The following is a 17,353-nucleotide window of genomic DNA, read 5'->3' as shown; positions in this document are numbered from 1 at the left end:
CCATGCTCGGCAACCGATTTCATGCGGCGGACGTCTCGTCACCGAACTGCGTCTCGTACAGCTCTGCGTAGCGGCCGCGGCGGGCCAGCAGTTTGCGGTGGGTGCCGCGCTCGACGATGCGACCGTCCTCGACGACGAGGATCACGTCGGCGGCCCGGATCGTGGAGAGCCGGTGGGCGATCACCAGGGACGTCCGCCCCGCGAGCGCCTCGGCCAGCGCCTGCTGCACCGCGGCTTCGGACTCGGAGTCCAGCGACGCGGTCGCCTCGTCGAGCACCACCACCCGGGACTTCCCGAGCAACAACCGCGCGATGGTCAACCGCTGGCGCTGTCCGCCGGAGAGCCGGTAACCGCGTTCGCCGACGACGGTGTCCAGACCGTCCGGCATGTCCGCGACCACGTCGTCCAGCCGGGCTCGGCGCAACGCCTCCCACAACTGCTCGTCGGTGGCGCCCGGCGCGGCCAAGGTCAGGTTCGCGCGGATGGACTCGTGGAAGAGGTGCCCGTCCTGCGTGACGACGCCGACGGTGTCCTTCAGCGACGCGAAGGTCACGTCACGGACGTCGGCACCCGCCAGCTTGACCGACCCGGAGTCGACGTCGTACAGCCGCGCCAACAACGACGCGATCGTCGACTTGCCCGCGCCCGACGAGCCCACCAGCGCGACCATCTGCCCGGGCTCGGCGGTGAACGAAATGCCATGCAGCACTTCGTCTCCACCACGGTCGTCGAGCACGGCGACCTCCTCGAGCGAGGCCAGCGACACCTTGTCGGCCGACGGGTAGGCGAACCGCACGTCGTCGAACTCCACACCGACCGGCCCGTCGGGCACGGGCACGGCGTCGGCCTTCTCCCCAATCAGCGGCGTCAGGTCCAGGACCTCGAAGACGCGCTCGAAACTGACCAGCGCACTGGCGATTTCGACGTGGGCATTGGCCAGCGCCGTCAGCGGCGCGTACAGCCGCGTCAACAGCAGGGCCAGGGAGACGATGGCCCCGGCCTGCAGCGCGCCGCCGATCGCCAGCACGCCACCCAGCCCGTAGACGAGCGCCAGCGCGAGCGCCGACATCAGCGTCAAAGAGTTCATGAACGTGGCCTGCAGCATCGACGTCCGCACACCGATGTCGCGGACCCGGTCGGCCCGCGTCGCGAACTCCTCGGACTCCCGGCCCGGGTCACCGAACAACTTGACCAGCGTGGCACCGGGTGCCGAGAAGCGTTCCGTCATCTGGGTATTCATCGTCGCGTTGTAGATCGCGCTCTCCCGACTCAGCGTCGCCATCGTGCGACCGATCCGGCGGGCAGGCAGCAGGAACAACGGCGTCAACAGCAGCGACAGCACCGTGATCTGCCATGAGATGCCGAGCATCACGGCCAGCGTCAGCGCTAGCGTCACCAGGTTGCCGACCACACCGGAGAGCGTGTCGGAGAACGCGCGCTGCGCGCCGATCACGTCGTTGCCCAGTCGGCTGACCAGGGCCCCGGTCCGGGTCCTGGTGAAGAACGCCACCGGCATCCGCTGCACGTGGTCGAACACCGCGGTCCGCAGGTCGAGGATCAGGCCCTCGCCGATGTGCGACGACAGCCAGCGGGTCAGCATTCCGACGCCCGCCTCGGCGACCGCCACGGCCGCGATGACCGACGCCAGCAGCACCACCGTGGTCGGCAACCCGCCGTGCACGATCGCGTCGACCACCCGTCCGGCCAGCACCGGCGTGGACACCGCAAGCAGCGCACCGACGACGCTGACCGCCACGAACGCGCCTAGGCGCCGGTGGTGGCGGGCGGAGAATCGCCAGATTCGCATCAAGAGGGCACGGTTGGCGAGCACGCGGAGGTCACCTCCGCGCGCGTTGCGCTGCCGGTATAGGGCCCGGCTGGCCGCGTATTCCATGCTCATGTCATCACCGTAAAACCTCAACAAAAGATGAGGTCAATTCGGTACCAACGGGGACACCCATGCAAACGGCTATACCCGTTTTGGCAAACTCAGACGATGCCGAAGTAGCCGATCACACCGGCGGCCGCAACCACGATCAGCGGGTTCACCTTGGACCGGACGAAGATCAGCGTGCACACCGCGGTCAGCAGGTAGGCCCGCCAGTCGTGGTCGGCGGCGCGGCTCATCACCAGTGACGACGCCAGGATCAGCCCGACGGTCAGCGGCGCGAACCCCTTCTCGACGGCGATCCGCCACTTCGACTCCTGCGCCCGCTGCCAGAACAGGGTGATGGCGTAGACCAGCGACGCTGCCGGAATCACCATCGCGGCAGTGGCGACGAAACCGCCGACGATCCCGCCGAGCACGCCCCCGACCGGCAAGCCCGCGGCGTACCCGATCATGCCGACGATCAGGATGCTCGGACCAGGCGCGGTCTGCGAGATGGAGAACAGGTCGGCGAACTGTGTGTCGCTGAGCCAGTGATGCTGGTGGACCGATCGCAGATGCATGTCGGGCAACACCGCGTTGCCACCGCCGATCGACATCAGAGACAGCGACCCGAACAGGACGATCAACTGCAGATAGGTGCTCACTTCGCGGCCGTCTCCCGAGCTCCCCGGGGCCACGCCCAGAGCAACGCCAGCGGCGCGACGATCGCCAGCACCCCGAGCAGCGGCCAGCGCAGCACGCCGTTGAGCACGAACGCCAAGCCGAACAGCGCCACCGGAATCACGCCCGTCAGGCACGTCTTTCCGGTCTTGACCACCATCGCCAACGTCAGCGCGACGGCCGCCGCGGACGCGCCGTGAAGGATGCCCTTGACCGCGGGCACCTCCTTGAAGGTGAAGTACAGGAACGCCAGCACCAACACGATGACCAGCGGCATGAAGCACAGCCCCACGACCGCGGCGACGGCTCCCGGCACGGCGCGCAGCTTGGTGCCGGTGAACACGGCCATGTTGACCTGATTGGCTCCTGGCAGGATGCGGCACATCGTCATGGCGGACAGGAACTCCGCCTCACCCATCCACTTCTTCTCGACGACGATCACCTCGCGCGACCACGCCGACAGTCCGCCGCCGAAGGAGGCCAGCGCGATGTGGTTGAACGTCAGCCCCAATTCGAACAATCCGACCTTCGTCGGCACCGGCTCCGGCGACGTCACTCGTGGACGAGTTCCGGGTCGTGCGGGAAGTCGTCCTCGTGATGCGTCGAGGGATCGAGCGGATCCGGCGGCGAGTACTGGTGCGACAGCGCCCAGTCCTCCTCGTAGGTGGCCTTGAGGCGCGCGACGACGGTCGGCTCGGTCACGGTGATGCCGAGTTCACGGCGCAGATCGAAGGCGCTGCGGTCGATGTTCATCGAGCCGACGAGCGCCCGCTCGTCGTCGACGATCAGCAGCTTGGCGTGCACCCTGAGGTTCTTCTGCTTGTGCACCTTGGCGCCGAAGCGGCGCAACGTGCGCAGCGAAGCGAAGGTGTCGAGCACGTCGCCCTCGCTGATGCCGTGCCGACCGCCGCACAGCACGTGCACCTTCACACCCCGCTCGACGGCGGCCGCGAGGTGATCGAGGATCACCGCGTCGACGAACTTGGGGTGCTGGACGTCGATGCGATGGGTGGCCGTGTCGATGAAGCGGGCCATGTGGAACCGCGAATTGGAGTTACTCCACAGCAGACCCCGGTACACCGACGGCACCCAGTCGTCGTGATTCCAGTCGGCGTTGAATACCTCGACGATCTGCATCACCTGCACCGGATCGTCGATGATGACGCCGTAGTCCCTGGTGGCCGTGAAGTACTTGAGGCACATGTTGAACGTCGCCACCATGGCGGTCGTCTCGTCGACCACCATCGACTTCTCGTGGGTGACGTAGAACTTCGGATTGGCCCACTGCACGGAGATGCCCGCGGCGCTGAAGCGCTCGAAGGTCTCGTCGTTCGCGCGGTCGCCGCCGGACCTGGCCGCGTTGAGCATCACCCGGACGTCGACCCCGGCCTGCTTCCGCGCGACGACGGCGTCGATGAGGCTCTCGTCGGTGAAGGTGAACTGCTTTATCAGAAGCGACGTGTGCGCCGACCCGATGAAATCCAGCACCGGACCCAGACCATCGTCGGGTTGAACGATCAGACGGGGACCGATTGCTTGCACGAGTGTAAAAGTTAGCACCGACCAGGCCCGTTCCGCCTGCACAACGCGCCTACCGCATCCGTGGTGGCGCATCAGGCAAGATGAGCGACATGGAGATGGGAGCTAGCGGTGCCGCGCCACCCCGGGTACTCGTGGTGGACGACGACCCCGACGTGCTGGCGTCCCTGGAACGCGGACTGCGCCTGTCCGGGTTCGAGGTGAGCACCGCCGTCGACGGCGCCGAAGCGCTTCGCAGCGCGACCGAAACCCGGCCCGACGCGATCGTCCTCGACATCAACATGCCGGTCCTCGACGGCGTCAGCGTGGTGACGGCCCTGCGCGCCATGGACAACGACGTGCCGGTGTGCGTGCTGTCGGCACGCAGCTCGGTCGACGACAGGGTGGCAGGCCTCGAGGCCGGGGCCGACGACTACCTGGTCAAACCATTCGTCCTGGCCGAACTCGTCGCCAGGGTCAAGGCCCTGCTGCGACGCCGGGGAGCGACGGCGACGTTCTCGTCGGAGACCATCGCCGTCGGCCCGCTCGAGGTCGACATCCCCGGTCGCCGGGCCCGCGTCAACGGCGTCGACGTCGACCTGACCAAGCGGGAATTCGACCTGCTGGCGGTCCTCGCCGAGCACAAGACGGCGGTGCTCTCGCGCGCCCAGCTGCTGGAGCTGGTGTGGGGTTACGACTTCGCCGCCGACACCAACGTGGTCGACGTGTTCATCGGGTACTTGCGCCGCAAACTGGAGGCGGGTGGCGCGTCACGATTACTTCACACGGTCCGCGGCGTTGGATTCGTCTTAAGGCAGCAGTAGGACCCCGGTGAACCTCATCTCGCGGGTCTTCCGACGCACGCCGTCGCTGCGGACCCGCGTGGCGTTCGCCACCGCCATCGCCGCGGCCATCGTGGTCGGCATCGTCGGCGTGATCGTCTGGGTCGGCATCACCAACGACCGCAAGGAACGTCTCGACCGTCGGCTCGACGAGGCGGCCGGCTTCGCGATTCCGTTCCTGCCCCGCGGCCTCGACCAGATTCCCAAGTCGCCCAACGACCAGGACGCAATCATCACGGTGCGAAGAACGGGCGGAAGTGTCACGTCCAACTCCGACGTGACGCTGCCGGACCTCTCACCGGGGTACGCCGACACCACGATCGACGGCGTGCGCTACCGGGTCCGGACCGTGGAGCTGAACGGACCGCAGGGTCCGATGACGGCCGCCGTCGGCGCCACCTACGACGCGACGATCGGCGACACCAACAACCTGCACCGCCGGGTGATCATGATCTGCTCGGGTGCCATCGGTGCGGCGGCCTTGGCTGGCTGGTTGCTCGCCGCGTTCGCGGTGCGCCCCCTCAAACGCCTCGCCCAGCAGACGCGGGCCATCGACGTGGGTGGTGCGGCCCCCGACATCGACGTCCGAGGCGCGACCGAGGCGGTCGAGATCGCCGACGCCGTCAACGGGATGGTGCAGCGCATTTGGCAGGAGCAGGACCGCACCAAGGCGGCGCTGGTGTCCTCCCGCGACTTCGCCGCCGTGACGTCACACGAGTTGCGCACCCCCCTGACGGCGATGCGCACCAACCTCGAGGTGCTCGCCACCCTCGACCTCGCCGAGGATCAGCGCAAGGAAGTCCTCAGCGACGTCATCCGGACCCAGACGCGCATCGAGTCGACGCTGTGGGCCATCGAAAGGCTTGCCCAGGGCGAACTCTCGACGTCCGACGATCACTCGCCGGTCGACATCACCGAGCTGCTCGACCGTGCCGCACACGACGCGATGCGGGTCTATCCCGATCTTGACGTGTCCTTGGTGCCGGCACCCACGGTGATCATCGTGGGGCTGCCCGCCGGATTGCGGCTCGCCGTGGACAACGCGATCGCCAACGCCGTCAAGCACGGTGGCGCCACCCGAGTTCAGCTGTCCGCGGTCACGTCCCGCGCGGGGGTGGAGATCGCGGTCGACGACGACGGGGTCGGCATCCCCGAGGAGGAGCGCACGATCGTCTTCGAGCGGTTCTCCCGCGGGTCGACGGCGTCGCACTCCGGCTCCGGGCTCGGGCTGGCGCTCGTCGCGCAGCAAGCCGAATTGCACGGCGGCACGGCGTCTTTGGAGGAAAGCCCGCTCGGCGGCGTCCGACTGCTGCTGCGGCTGCCCGGACCGTCCTAGCCGACCCGAATGTCGTTGGCCACCTTTACGTTCGGCCAGGTCTCCGTCACCGCTGTCCCAGCCGCCGTCTTGGCCGCCTCGGTCTTGGCGGTCCCCGTCAACGTGGCCGTGTCTCCAACGAGCTTCACCGCGAAGCCCTTCACGTCCATGGCGACCCCGAACAAGGCGCCGAGACCGGAGAACTCCGGGGCGGTGACGCCGGGTTTGACCGTCAGCTGGTCGACGATCTTGGCGCCGGGCATGGCTTGACGCAGCGTGTCGGGCAGATCCGTCTTGAGCGACTCGTCGGGCACTTCACCGGTCAGGGTGAACCCGTCGGCCGTCCGCACGATCGACATGGCCCCGAACGGACCACTCTTCGCGGCGGTCGACTGGCCGGTCGAGGTCGCGGTGACGGTGGCTTGTCCGGTGTCACCGGCGTCGCCGGGGTTGCCGGACGACCCACACCCCGCCACCAAGAGCAGCAGGGTGAGGGTGACCAGCAGCGCGGAACGCACTCAGCGAGCGTCGAGCAGGTCGATCACGAAGATCAACGTCTTACCCGAGAGCCGATGCCCGGATCCGGCTGGGCCGTACGCCTTTGCCGGCGGGATGACCAGCTTGCGGCGGCCGCCGACGCGCATTCCGGGAATGCCGTCCTGCCAGCCTTCGATGAGCCCGCGCAGGGGGAATTCGATGGACTCGTTGCGGTTCCACGAGCTGTCGAACTCGTCGCCGGTGTCGTACTCCACGCCGACGTAGTGCACCTCGACGGTGCCACCAGGCACGGCCTCGGCACCGTCGCCTACGACGATGTCTTCGATGACGAGCTCGGCAGGTGCCGGGCCGTCGGGAAATTCGATCTCGGGTTTAGTCGCCACGTTCACCACGGTAGTCGGGCAGACTGGGTGCGTGGCTACGGACCCGAACAAAGATGCCGACATTCTCGCCCAAGTCAACGAACTGGTGGCCGAGGAGAAGGAACTGCGCGCCAAGCTGCAGCACGGCGAGATCGACGAGACCGAGGAGCACCGCCGACTGCGTGGTCTCGAGGTGCAGCTCGACCAGTGCTGGGATCTGCTGCGCCAGCGCCGCGCCCTGCGCGAGACCGGTCAGGACCCGAATCAGGCCAGTGTGCGACCCGAAAGCGAAGTCGAAGGCTACCTAAACTGACGATCCTGAGGGCCGCCTCGGTCATCACCATGGATCCCGCGAAGCCGCGGGCCGAGGCGGTCGCAATCGACGTCCACTCTGGCCGGATCGTCGCCGTGGGCACGCTCGCCGAGTGCCAGACGTCGGCCCCCGACGACCAGATCGAAGACCTCGGCTCGAGCGTGCTGATGCCGGGTTTCATTCAGGCACACGACCATCCCGTGCCGGCGGCAGTGCTGTGCGAACAGCCGGCCCACTGGATTGCCCCATTCGTCGGATACCCGACGTGGGAGGACGTCGAGGCGCTCTTCGGTAGGCTGCGCCGGGAGACGCCGACCGGGCAGCCGCTGCTCTTCAACGGTCTGGACCGACTGCTGCTGTCGATCCCGATGCCGGATCGGACGAGTCTGGACCGCTACTTTCCCGACCACCCGGTGCTCATCTTCGACATCACCGGCCACGCGTTGTACTTCAACTCGCGTGCCACCCAGTTGTTCGGGTGGGTGGGTGCCACGCCCCCGGCCGACACACCCGACGCGCGGTGGACGCGTCGCCCGGACGGCACCGCCGGCGGCGTCGGATTCGAAACACAGGCGACGATGATGGCCATGGGCGCCTTCCTGCCAGGCGTCGTCCCTTCGCCGCTTCTGAACCTCGGTGCCTGGTATTCGACGTTGGCGCGCAACGGTTTCACCGCCGTCGGCGACCTCGGATTCGTCAGCAAGTTGCGTGCACCGATGGAGTTGCTGGCTTCGCTGGCCGATTGCCCGGTTCGCTATTCGCTCTATCAAGCCACCTACGACTCCGACGCGAATGCCGAACTGGACTTCGGTGAGCTGTCGGGCATGATTTCGCGGGCGGGCTACAAGATTTGGATGGACGGGAGTCCGTCCATCGGCACGGCGGCGATCAGCGTGCCCTACTTGGACTCTGCCCGTGCCCGCATCGCCAACGTACCCGTCGGCACCGTTCCCGGCTTGTCCGTCCTCAACTATTCGGCCGAGCAATTCCTTTCGCTCATCGGTCAATTCGCCGCCGACGGCGTGCAGATCGCCACCCACGTCAACGGCGACGCCGGCATCGACGTCGTGCTCGACGGCTACGAACGCGCCCTGCACGACCTTGGCCTCAGTGGGTCGGACCACCGCTGGCGGCTCGAGCACTTCGCCACCCCCACCAGGGCGCAATGTGCCAGGGCCGGAGATCTCGGGATCACCGCCTCCATGTCGCCCTTCCAGGCGCTCTACTGGGGCGACATCTACGACGGAGTCATCTTCGAGCCCGCGTACGGAGCGCGGTGGCAGCCCTATCGAGATGCCTACGACGGCGGCGTCCGCCCGACCTTCCACAACGACGGCTATCTGTCACCACCGTTGCCGTGGTTGAACATTCAGAATGCCGTCACCCGCAGGAGTGCATCGGGGACCGTGCACGGGCCGGAGCAGGCGCTGACCCTAGACGAGGCTCTGCAGGCACACACGACCAACGCCGCCTGGCAGCAGAAGCGCGACCACGACATCGGCTCGATCGAGCCGGGCAAGCTCGCCGACCTCTCGCTGCTCAACACCGACCCCTACCTGGTCGACCCGGCGCGATTGCAGGACACCATGGAGTTTCAGGGCACGTGGATCTCGGGCCGGCGGGTCGACCTGGACCGCTTCATGGCCTCGGTCGGCGAGGTGGCTCACCGCCACGACGACGCCCTGTTGGCGGGTTCTCGGCCACATCGTTGCTGAGCTTGCCAAGGATCTCCTGAAGAGTCTGCAGTTCCTCGTCGCTCAACTCCGCGACGGGCCGCGGCGCGGGGTCCTGGACCCGCTCGATGCTCGCGACGGTGCGTCGGCCCTCGTCGGTCAGCGAGATCACCTTGCATCTGCGGTTGTTCGGATTCGTCTCTCGCACAACGAGTCCGCGATCTTCCAGGTCGTTGACCGCCACGCTGGTCGCGGGCGCGTCCATGGTGGCGGCCTCGGCGATCTCCTTGGCGGTCATCGGTCGCTTGGCCAGTCGGCGCAGGACCCGAATGCGACTGAAGGGCAGACCGGAGGCATCGACGACGTCGCGCCGCCAGCCTTCGCGGTTGTCGAACACCACGGCGGTCATGGCGCGCCAGACGTCGTCGGCGAGTGGGTGGTCAGCGGACATCGGCTGCCACCTTCGGCTCCGCGTCTCCGGCGATCAGCGGAGCGAGCCGCTCGGCTGACTGCAACGCGCGCGGGGTGGTCGAGTAGAAGCCGAGCACGGTGATGACGACACCGATTCCGATGCACGTGAACCACAGCGGCCGAGCGGAGTCGGCGAAGTCCGCACCGCTGCGTGCCAGCGCGGGCCCGGCGACGGAACCGCACAGCGCCACACCGATGCTCACCCCGATCTGGCGGCTGGTCGACGTCACGGCCGAGGCCGCGCCCGCCCGGTCCAGCGGCATGCCGCTGACGGCCGCGTTCGTGATCGGCGCGTTGACCATCGAGAAGCCAATGCCGAACACCGCGAAGATGACGAGCAGTCCCCACACCGGCGTGGTCTTGGTCAGGAAGGTGAGCAGAATCGACGCGATGGTGACCAGCACGCCGGCCGCCAGCAGTGACGGCCTGGCCCCGAAACGGCCGACCATCCGGCCCGAGATCGGCGAGAACACCAGTGCGCCAATGGCAATCGGGGCGTAGATCAACCCCGTGTGCATGGCGGAATAGCCGCGCTCGCCCTGCAGGTACAGCGACATCATGAACAGGAACGCGCCCCAGCCAGAGAACGCGCAGATCGCAGTGACCGTCGCCCCTGCGAAGGGGATGCTGCGGAAGAAGCGCAGGTCGATGAACGGGTCGTTGCGCTGGGACTCGTAGCGCAGGAAGGCCACGAAGGCGATCAGCGCGACCACTGCGACGGCGACGACCCGTGGGTTGGTCCAGCCGTAGCCCGGACCCTCGATGAGGGTGAACACCACACCGAAGAGGAACGTGACGGCGAGACCCTGGCCGATCGGGTCGATGTTGCGCATGGTCTTCGACTTGGTCTCGGGGACGAAGATGGCGGTCAGGATCACCGCGGCCAGGCAGATCGGCAAATTGATCCAGAACACGGCGCGCCAACTGATCAGCTCGATCAGGAAGCCGCCGACGACCGGCCCCAGGGCCATCGAGATCCCGACGACCGCACCCCAGACGCCCAATGCGCGGGCCCGCTCGACACGGCCGGTGAAGATTTGCGAGATGATGGACAGGGCAACGGGATTGAGCATCGAGCCGCCGACGGCCTGAAGCAACCGGGCGATGATCAGCGTGTCGACGTTGGGCGCCATGCTGCACAGCAGCGACCCGACGGCGAAGACCACCAGGCCAATCTGAAACACCCGGCGGCGGCCGAACCGGTCGCCCGTCGCACCCGACAGCATGAGCAGGGACGCCAGCACCAGGGTGTAGACGTCGACGATCCACTGCAGTTCCGACGGGGACGCATGCAGGTCCGCGCGGATGCTGGGAATGGCGACGTTCACGATCGTGGCGTCCATCGACACGATGAGCAGGCTCAGGCAGCACGAGACCAGGATGATGGCCTTGCGTCGAGGCGTCAGCTCAACAGTTGTGTTCACACAACGATTGTGAACCTACAACCTTTACCGATGCAAACGATGTGGTGCGGTAGACACGCCCGAGGGGCTAGCGACCACCCATGTCGGAGTAGTCCCGCTCGGTGTAACCGGTGTAGATCTGGCGCGGACGCCCGATCTTGCTCGGCGACTCGTGCATCTCGCGCCAGTGCGCAATCCAGCCTGGCAGCCGGCCGAGCGCGAACAGCACCGTGAACATCCGAGTCGGGAAGCCCATCGCCCGGTAGATCACGCCGGTGTAGAAGTCGACGTTCGGGTAGAGCTTGCGCTCGACGAAGAAGTCGTCGGTCAGCGCCACCTCTTCGAGCTGCTTGGCGATGTCCAGCAGCTCGTCGTTGACGCCAAGCTTGGCGAGGATCTTGTCGGCCTGCTCCTTGACGATGCGGGCGCGCGGATCGTAATTCTTGTAGACCCGGTGCCCGAAGCCCATCAGCTTCACGCCCTCTTCGCGGTTCTTGACCTTCTTGACGAACGTCGCGACGTCGTCGTCCCCGGACCGGATCTTCTCCAGCATCTCAAGCACGGCCTGGTTGGCGCCGCCATGCAGCGGGCCCCACAGTGCGTTGATGCCGCCGGATACCGACGTGAAGAGGTTGGCCTGCGACGAGCCCACCAGCCGCACCGTCGACGTCGAGCAGTTCTGCTCGTGGTCGGCGTGCAAGATCAGAAGCAGGTCCAGCGCCCGCACGATCTCCGGGTCGACCTCGTAGGGCTCGGCGGGGAAGCCGAACGTCATCCGCAGGAAGTTCTCGACCAGGGTCAGCGAGTTGTCGGGGTACAGGAACGGCTGACCAACCGACTTCTTGAACGCGTAGGCCGCGATCGTGGGCAGCTTGGCAAGCAGCCGGATCGTCGACAGCTCGACCTGCTCCTTGTCCAGCGGGTCGACCGAATCCGGGTAGTACGCGGACAGGGCGTTCACCGCGCTGGACAGCACCGGCATGGGATGCGCGTTGCGGGGGAAGCCGTCGAAGAACCGCTTGAGGTCCTCGTGCAGCAGCGTGTGGCGCTGAATCTGCGTGGTGAACTTCTCGAGCTCGTCGGCCGTCGGGAGCTCCCCGTAGATCAACAGGTAGCTGACCTCGATGAACGTCGACTTCTCCGCCAACTGCTCGATCGGGTAGCCGCGGTAGCGCAGGATGCCTGCGTCGCCGTCGATGTAGCAGATGGAGCTCTTCGTCGACGAGGTGTTCACGAAGCCACCGTCGAACGTCGTGTATCCGGTCTTCGCCAAGAGCGACCCCAGTGCGATGCCGTCGGATCCCTCGGTTGCCTTCACGATCTCCAGGTCAATCTCGCCCCCCGGGTAGCGGAGGGTGGCGACCTCTTCCGAATCAACGGAGGGACTGGAGTCTTCGGGCACGTTAACCCCTTCTACGGTTGGCGACCGGAACGAAGCTGTCCGTCACTAGTGGAAGGTAGTCGCTATCGGTTTCACGCGCTCGTGGGGGGTTCGCCGTCGGCGGCCGGAATAGCCGCCCACGGTGTCCACGTGCTGCGGAACAGCGACACCGTTGCGGCCAGCCGGTCGCTGATGACCGCGGATTCGATCGGATGGTTGCCCGGTTGGCCGAGTCCGGCGAACGAGTCGGAGAAGATCACCGCCCAGACGTCGGTGACCAAGGTCACCGACCGATGGTCGACCGGGACGTTCATCCGACGCGCCATCACGTGCATCGTCGCCTTGTTGGTGACGTCCTGCCGAAGCGCCAGCGCAGACGCCCGGTAGGACGTCGATCCGTTGATGATCTGGATCAGCATCGCCATCCGCCGGAAGCCCGGCGACTCGACACCGTCGGTCGGGCGAAATACGTCGAGTGAGGCGGCGAGCAGGGCATCGTAGGCGGTCACCTCGCCGGGCAACCGTTCCATCGCCTCGGCGATCAGCTCGTCCAGGTCGTCGGTGATGGCGGCGACGACCGACACCTTGGTCGGGAAGTACCGACTGAACGTTCTCGGCGACACGTCGGCCGCAGCGGCGATCTGGTCGACGGTGGTGTTGTCGTATCCCTGCGCCAGGAACAGTCCGGCCGCCGCGTCGATCAGCGTCGCCCGGGTCTGCCTCTTCTTGCGCTCCCTCAACCCGTGCGGCGGGGGGTTCCTAGCCATAGGCGCGCTCGTAGTCCGCACCGGCGGGCGGACGTCCAAGCTCACTCGCCATCCCCGCCACCTGAGCAAGCGCCTCGTTCAAACGATGCACCATGATCATCGGCCCCAGCCGGACGGTGTCGGTGTCGGAGACCAGGTCCCCGCAGGCGTCGACGATGGTGGCCGAGAAGATGACGGTCGCCAGGCGCACCCGCCGGTCGTCGACGTCGACCCCCATGCGCTTGGCGAGCACCACCTGCGTCACGCCGTGCCGGAATTCGAGGGCCGCCTGCTTCAACGTCTCCGAGGCGTTGATGACGCGCAGCATCAGGACGATTCGCTCGGTGGTCAGCCTGCCGACCCGGCGCGTGGCGACGCGTGTCAGCACCTCCACGTTGGCCCGGCGCATGGCTTCGAGTGGACCGACGCCGGCGTCCACCCTCTCCAGCTCGATGGCCACCTCGTGGGCGTAGTCCTCGAGGAGCGTGAGGAACACCGCGTCCTTGGTCGGAAAGTAGCGACTGAAGGTCCGCGGCGACACGTCGGCCGACGCGGCGATCTGCTCGACGGTGGTGTGCTGGTAGCCCTGTTTGAGGCAGAGATCCATCGCGGCGTCGACGAGCACCGCACGGGTCCTGAGCTTCTTGCGCTCCCGAAGGCCCGGCGATTCATTCGACACGTCGGCCACGGAAGGATGCTAACCCGCTTGCACTTCCAAAATGCGGGCTAACTCAGACCCGGTAGCGGACGAACGCGGGAACCAGCAGCGCCGCGATCACGACGCCGACCACGACGAGGGCACCGCCGCCCGCCGCGGCCACCGTCGTACCGACGACGGCGGCCGACGCACCGTGAACCGTGTCAGCCAACCGTGGCCCACCTGCGACGACGACGGTGAACACGCCTTGCAGTCGACCCCGCACGTCATCGGATGCCGCCTGCTGCAGAATCGTCGAACGGAACGCCGACGACACCATGTCCGCCGCACCACCAATTGCCAGGAACGCCAACGCAATCCAGAGCAAAGCGCCGGCATGCCCGCTCGCCATCCCGGCAGCCAGCCCGAAGCCGATCATCGCCAGGCCCCACACCACGATCGCGACCACCACCGCGAGGCCCTGCCGACTGATCCGCGGCAACCAGCCCGAGAACACACCTCCCGCAACGGCACCGACGGCAATGGCCGCGGAGAGGTACGCCATCGCGGTGCCTCCCTCGACCGGGCCCCCGAAGCTTTCGTGCGCCATCTGGGGGAACAGCGCTCTCGGCATGCCGAAGATCATGGCGATCAGGTCGACGACGAACGACATCAGCACCACCCGGTTGCCGGCCAGGTACCGAAAACCGTCGAGGACCGCCGCAAAACCCCACTTCGAGGAGCCCTTGGCGGTCCCGGTCGGGGGCATCTTCGCCAGCCGCCACGTCGCGACGATGGGCGCGACGCACGTCAGCGCGTCGATCGCGTACAGCGTGGACAGGTCGACGAAGTGCAACAGCACTCCGGCGAGCAGCGGTCCGACGATCGCCCCCAACTGCATGACCGTCATGTTCAGGGAGTTGGCCGCGGGCAACTGCTCGGCGGGAACCATTCGTGGTATCGCGGCGGACCGGGTGGGGCTGTTGATCGCGAAGAACGCTTGTTGGACCGACAGCAGGCACAACACCACCCACACGTTGTTCAGCTCGAGCGCCGCCTGCACCCACAGCAGGATCGACGACACCGCCAACCCGACGGACGCGATGATCAGCAACAGCCTGCGATCCATCGCGTCGGCCCAGGCTCCGCCCCACAAGCCGAAGATCACCAGGGGCACCAGTGCGAAGAGTCCGGACAGTCCGACGTAGGCCGAGTTCTGCGTAAGCGCGTAGAGCTGAACCGGGACGGCGAAGATCGTGAGATTGGCGCCGATGACGGTGACGATTCCTGCCAGCCACAGCCGGCGAAAGTCCGGCGACCGCAGCGGAGTGGTGTCGGCGAGGAAGTTCGCCACCCCTAGGGCTGCAGACGCTCGACGTGCGTTCCGCTCACCCGGATCCGGTTGTGCACCCGGTTCTCCCGGCCCTGCCAGAACTCCACGACCTCGGGCGAGATCAGATACCCACCCCAGTTCGGCGGCACCGGCACGGACTCGACGTCGGCGAAGCGTTCGGTGACGTCGGCGAGCTGCCGGGCAAGGGCCGCACGGGAGGCGACCGCGTTGGACTGATGCGACGCCCACGCTCCCAGCTGCGACCCGCGGGGCCGCTTGGACCAATATTCGGCCGTCACCTCGGGCGCCACCTTCGCGACGGCGCCGCGCAGGTGGACCTGGCGGCCGAGGGCGTACCACGGGAAGGTCGCCGACGCGTACGGCGAGGCGGCCAACTGCTGCCCCTTGTCGGAGTCGTAGTTGGTGTAGAAGGTGATGCCGGTCTCGTCCACGCCCTTGCACAACACCGTTCGGGTGCTTGGCCTTCCCTCGGCGTCGACCGTGCCGACGACGATGGCATTGGGCTCCACGATCCCGGCCTGCTCCGCGTCGGCTAACCACTTGCGCAACAAGGCGATCCACCCATCGGCCAGCCAGTCGGCGTCGAGATCGGGGCTACCGTCCTTCTCGGGCGATCCGTACTCCACGCGCATCCGCGCCAGATGCTCGCCATCGGAGAAAACCACCCGCCAAACGCTACGCCCAGAGCCTGGAGGCCGGGTTACCGACCGGTAGCAACGGCCGGTCGGCGTGGTGCGAGAATCTGCTCATGACCGACGCGTCCAACATTCCCGACGGGTTCGTAGCTGGCCTCGAAGGCGTCGTCGCCTTCACCACGCAGATTGCCGAACCGGACAAGGACGGCGGCGCCCTGCGTTATCGCGGCGTCGACGTCGAAGACCTGGTCGCCAAGCGCGTCACCTTCGGCGACGTGTGGTCACTGCTGGTCGACGGAGCCTTCGGCCGGGGCTTGACGCCCGCTGAGCCGTTTCCGCTGCCCATCCACACCGGTGACGTCCGGGTCGACGTGCAGGCGGGGCTGGCGATGCTCGCGCCGATCTGGGGCTACCAACCGCTGCTCGACATCGACGACGAGACCGCCCGCAACCAGCTGGCCCGCGCCTCGGTGATGGCGCTGTCCTACGTCGCCCAGTCGGCCCGCGGCATCCACCGCCCCGCCGTCGGGCAGCGGGCCATCGACGAGTGCTCAACCGTCACAGGACGTTTCATGACCCGCTGGAAGGGCGACCCGGATCCCCGGCACGTCGAGGCCATCGACGCGTATTGGGTCACCGCAGCCGAACACGGCATGAACGCGTCCACCTTCACCGCGCGGGTGATCGCCTCGACCGGCGCCGACGTCGCCGCGTCGCTGTCGGGGGCCGTCGGTGCCATGAGCGGCCCGCTGCACGGTGGCGCGCCGGCTCGCGTCCTGCCGATGATCGAAGAGGTCGAGCGGACGGGTGACGCGCGCGCCGTGGTCAAGGCCATCCTGGATCGCAAGGACAAGCTGATGGGCTTCGGGCACCGCGTCTACCGCGCAGAGGACCCGCGGGCCCGGGTGCTTCGCGCGACCGCCGAGCGACTGCAGGCACCGCGCTTCGAGGTGGCCCGCGCTCTCGAACAAGCCGCCCTCGCCGAGCTGCGGGAACGGCGCCCGGACCGGGCCATCGAGACCAACGTCGAGTTCTGGGCGGCCGTGATGCTCGACTTCGCTGGCGTACCTCCCACGATGATGCCCGCCATGTTCACGTGCGGCCGCACCGCGGGGTGGTGCGCGCACATCATGGAGCAGAAGCAACTCGGCAAGTTGGTCCGCCCGGCTGCGATCTACGTCGGACCGCAGCCACGTAGCCCGGAATCCGTCGAGGGCTGGGATCTGATCAAGTCGTCGTGACCACGACGTTCCGCTCGGCGGCAACGGCTTTCGCCGACTCGTCCACGCCATACCCGAATCTTCCTGGGACGGGCCGGGTCTCGGCGACTGGGATCTGCGCGCCCTGGTGGGACATGCGTCGCGTTCTCTGATCACGGTGAGCACCTACCTTCGACCGCCGACGCGGGGGCGATCGTCGAACGTGGCCGTCAGGCGGGTCGCGACCTCGGTGAGCAGCCCGCCAGGGCCGCAGGGCTGGACTTCACCCTTCCCGACGACGTGCTCGCCGAGGCGACGGTGCTGGCAGCTCGGATCAGCGTTCGCCTCGACAGTGCCACCCCGGCGCTGCTGGCGCTGACCGGTCGAGAGCCGCTGCCCTCCCCCTTCTCCGTCGTGTAGATCCTGTTATCGGGTCGTGTCAGACCCCGTATCTA

Annotated in this window: 18 protein-coding genes; 5 read left to right on the top strand and 13 right to left on the bottom strand. The window is 67.2% G+C overall.

What is annotated here, in order from left to right:
- Nucleotides 1-19 precede the first annotated feature (19 nt).
- From B1790_RS26620 to B1790_RS26605, 4 genes are all read right to left on the bottom strand, one after another.
- Nucleotides 20-1,900 (bottom strand): ABC transporter ATP-binding protein, encoded by a 1,881-nt coding sequence (locus B1790_RS26620; RefSeq protein ID WP_079926297.1) that lies wholly within the window; start codon nt 1,898-1,900, stop codon nt 20-22.
- An 89-nt stretch (nt 1,901-1,989) separates the two neighbouring features.
- Nucleotides 1,990-2,535 (bottom strand): chromate transporter, encoded by a 546-nt coding sequence (locus B1790_RS26615; protein ID WP_056550297.1) that lies wholly within the window; start codon nt 2,533-2,535, stop codon nt 1,990-1,992.
- Nucleotides 2,532-3,107 carry a chromate transporter gene (locus tag B1790_RS26610; protein WP_079926296.1) on the bottom strand — a complete coding sequence of 192 codons (576 nt, stop codon included), beginning with the start codon at nt 3,105-3,107 and terminating at the stop codon, nt 2,532-2,534. Before B1790_RS26610 ends, B1790_RS26615 begins: the two co-directional genes overlap by 4 nt.
- A complete protein-coding gene (locus tag B1790_RS26605; RefSeq protein ID WP_142271525.1) occupies nt 3,104-4,093 on the bottom strand; it encodes a phosphatidylserine/phosphatidylglycerophosphate/cardiolipin synthase family protein in 990 nt (329 codons plus the stop codon). Before B1790_RS26605 ends, B1790_RS26610 begins: the two co-directional genes overlap by 4 nt.
- An 89-nt stretch (nt 4,094-4,182) precedes the next feature.
- Between B1790_RS26605 and prrA the strand changes: the two genes are divergently transcribed.
- Both prrA and B1790_RS26595 read left to right on the top strand, forming a co-directional pair.
- Nucleotides 4,183-4,893, top strand: coding sequence for a two-component system response regulator PrrA (gene prrA, locus B1790_RS26600; protein WP_142271524.1), 711 nt, complete (start codon nt 4,183-4,185; stop codon nt 4,891-4,893).
- Between the two features lie 7 nt (nt 4,894-4,900).
- Complete coding sequence (locus tag B1790_RS26595) at nt 4,901-6,247, top strand: HAMP domain-containing sensor histidine kinase (protein ID WP_079926293.1); 1,347 nt, start codon at nt 4,901-4,903, stop codon at nt 6,245-6,247.
- On the opposite strand, the gene B1790_RS26590 is transcribed toward B1790_RS26595, so the two are convergent.
- On the bottom strand, nt 6,244-6,744 hold the full coding sequence (locus B1790_RS26590; protein ID WP_079926292.1) for a BON domain-containing protein: 501 nt from the start codon (nt 6,742-6,744) through the stop codon (nt 6,244-6,246). The genes B1790_RS26595 and B1790_RS26590 overlap by 4 nt on opposite strands.
- On the bottom strand, nt 6,745-7,107 hold the full coding sequence (locus tag B1790_RS26585; RefSeq protein WP_056550290.1) for an FKBP-type peptidyl-prolyl cis-trans isomerase: 363 nt from the start codon (nt 7,105-7,107) through the stop codon (nt 6,745-6,747).
- A 31-nt stretch (nt 7,108-7,138) separates the two neighbouring features.
- Here B1790_RS26585 and B1790_RS26580 point away from each other — a divergent pair, with 31 nt between their 5' ends.
- Together B1790_RS26580 and B1790_RS26575 are read left to right on the top strand one after the other, a co-directional pair.
- Nucleotides 7,139-7,399: a DUF2630 family protein gene (locus B1790_RS26580; protein WP_233165329.1), complete on the top strand. Its 261-nt coding sequence runs from the start codon at nt 7,139-7,141 to the stop codon at nt 7,397-7,399.
- Nucleotides 7,400-7,428: 29 nt separating this feature from the next.
- A complete protein-coding gene (locus B1790_RS26575) occupies nt 7,429-9,114 on the top strand; it encodes an amidohydrolase (protein WP_079926291.1) in 1,686 nt (561 codons plus the stop codon).
- On the opposite strand, the gene B1790_RS26570 is transcribed toward B1790_RS26575, so the two are convergent.
- The 7 genes from B1790_RS26570 to pdxH form a co-directional block, all read right to left on the bottom strand.
- Nucleotides 9,038-9,523: a MarR family winged helix-turn-helix transcriptional regulator gene (locus tag B1790_RS26570; protein WP_079926290.1), complete on the bottom strand. Its 486-nt coding sequence runs from the start codon at nt 9,521-9,523 to the stop codon at nt 9,038-9,040. The genes B1790_RS26575 and B1790_RS26570 overlap by 77 nt on opposite strands.
- Nucleotides 9,513-10,949, bottom strand: coding sequence for an MFS transporter (locus tag B1790_RS26565; protein ID WP_079926327.1), 1,437 nt, complete (start codon nt 10,947-10,949; stop codon nt 9,513-9,515). Before B1790_RS26565 ends, B1790_RS26570 begins: the two co-directional genes overlap by 11 nt.
- Before the next feature lie 85 nt (nt 10,950-11,034).
- A complete protein-coding gene (locus B1790_RS26560) occupies nt 11,035-12,348 on the bottom strand; it encodes a citrate synthase (protein WP_079926289.1) in 1,314 nt (437 codons plus the stop codon).
- A 71-nt stretch (nt 12,349-12,419) separates the two neighbouring features.
- A complete protein-coding gene (locus B1790_RS26555) occupies nt 12,420-13,094 on the bottom strand; it encodes a TetR/AcrR family transcriptional regulator (protein WP_079926288.1) in 675 nt (224 codons plus the stop codon).
- Nucleotides 13,087-13,761 (bottom strand): TetR/AcrR family transcriptional regulator, encoded by a 675-nt coding sequence (locus B1790_RS26550; RefSeq protein WP_079926287.1) that lies wholly within the window; start codon nt 13,759-13,761, stop codon nt 13,087-13,089. The genes B1790_RS26555 and B1790_RS26550 overlap by 8 nt, the downstream gene beginning before the upstream one ends.
- A gap of 43 nt (nt 13,762-13,804) precedes the next feature.
- Entirely contained in the window at nt 13,805-15,064 is a 1,260-nt protein-coding gene (locus tag B1790_RS26545) for an MFS transporter (protein WP_079926286.1), read from the bottom strand.
- A gap of 2 nt (nt 15,065-15,066) precedes the next feature.
- Nucleotides 15,067-15,696, bottom strand: a complete 630-nt coding sequence (gene pdxH, locus B1790_RS26540) for a pyridoxamine 5'-phosphate oxidase (RefSeq protein ID WP_079926326.1) — start codon at nt 15,694-15,696, stop codon at nt 15,067-15,069.
- Nucleotides 15,697-15,812: 116 nt separating this feature from the next.
- Between pdxH and B1790_RS26535 the strand changes: the two genes are divergently transcribed.
- A complete protein-coding gene (locus B1790_RS26535; RefSeq protein ID WP_079926285.1) occupies nt 15,813-16,940 on the top strand; it encodes a citrate synthase 2 in 1,128 nt (375 codons plus the stop codon).
- The last annotated feature ends 413 nt before the right edge of the window (nt 16,941-17,353 follow it).

The sequence above is a fragment of the Mycobacterium sp. AT1 genome (assembly GCF_002043095.1).
Taxonomy (GTDB): domain Bacteria; phylum Actinomycetota; class Actinomycetes; order Mycobacteriales; family Mycobacteriaceae; genus Mycobacterium.
This window is presented reverse-complemented; position numbering and strand designations above follow the sequence as displayed.

What these genes read in the sequence shown, in the direction of transcription:
- B1790_RS26620 (WP_079926297.1), bottom strand. Translation starts at nt 1,900, where the DNA reads ATGAGCATGGAATACGCGGCCAGCCGGGCCCTATACCGGCAGCGCAAC.
- B1790_RS26575 (WP_079926291.1), top strand. Translation starts at nt 7,429, where the DNA reads ATGGATCCCGCGAAGCCGCGGGCCGAGGCGGTCGCAATCGACGTCCAC.
- B1790_RS26535 (WP_079926285.1), top strand. Translation starts at nt 15,813, where the DNA reads ATGACCGACGCGTCCAACATTCCCGACGGGTTCGTAGCTGGCCTCGAA.
- pdxH (WP_079926326.1), bottom strand. Translation starts at nt 15,696, where the DNA reads ATGCGCGTGGAGTACGGATCGCCCGAGAAGGACGGTAGCCCCGATCTC.
- prrA (WP_142271524.1), top strand. Translation starts at nt 4,183, where the DNA reads ATGGAGATGGGAGCTAGCGGTGCCGCGCCACCCCGGGTACTCGTGGTG.
- B1790_RS26555 (WP_079926288.1), bottom strand. Translation starts at nt 13,094, where the DNA reads ATGGCTAGGAACCCCCCGCCGCACGGGTTGAGGGAGCGCAAGAAGAGG.
- B1790_RS26570 (WP_079926290.1), bottom strand. Translation starts at nt 9,523, where the DNA reads ATGTCCGCTGACCACCCACTCGCCGACGACGTCTGGCGCGCCATGACC.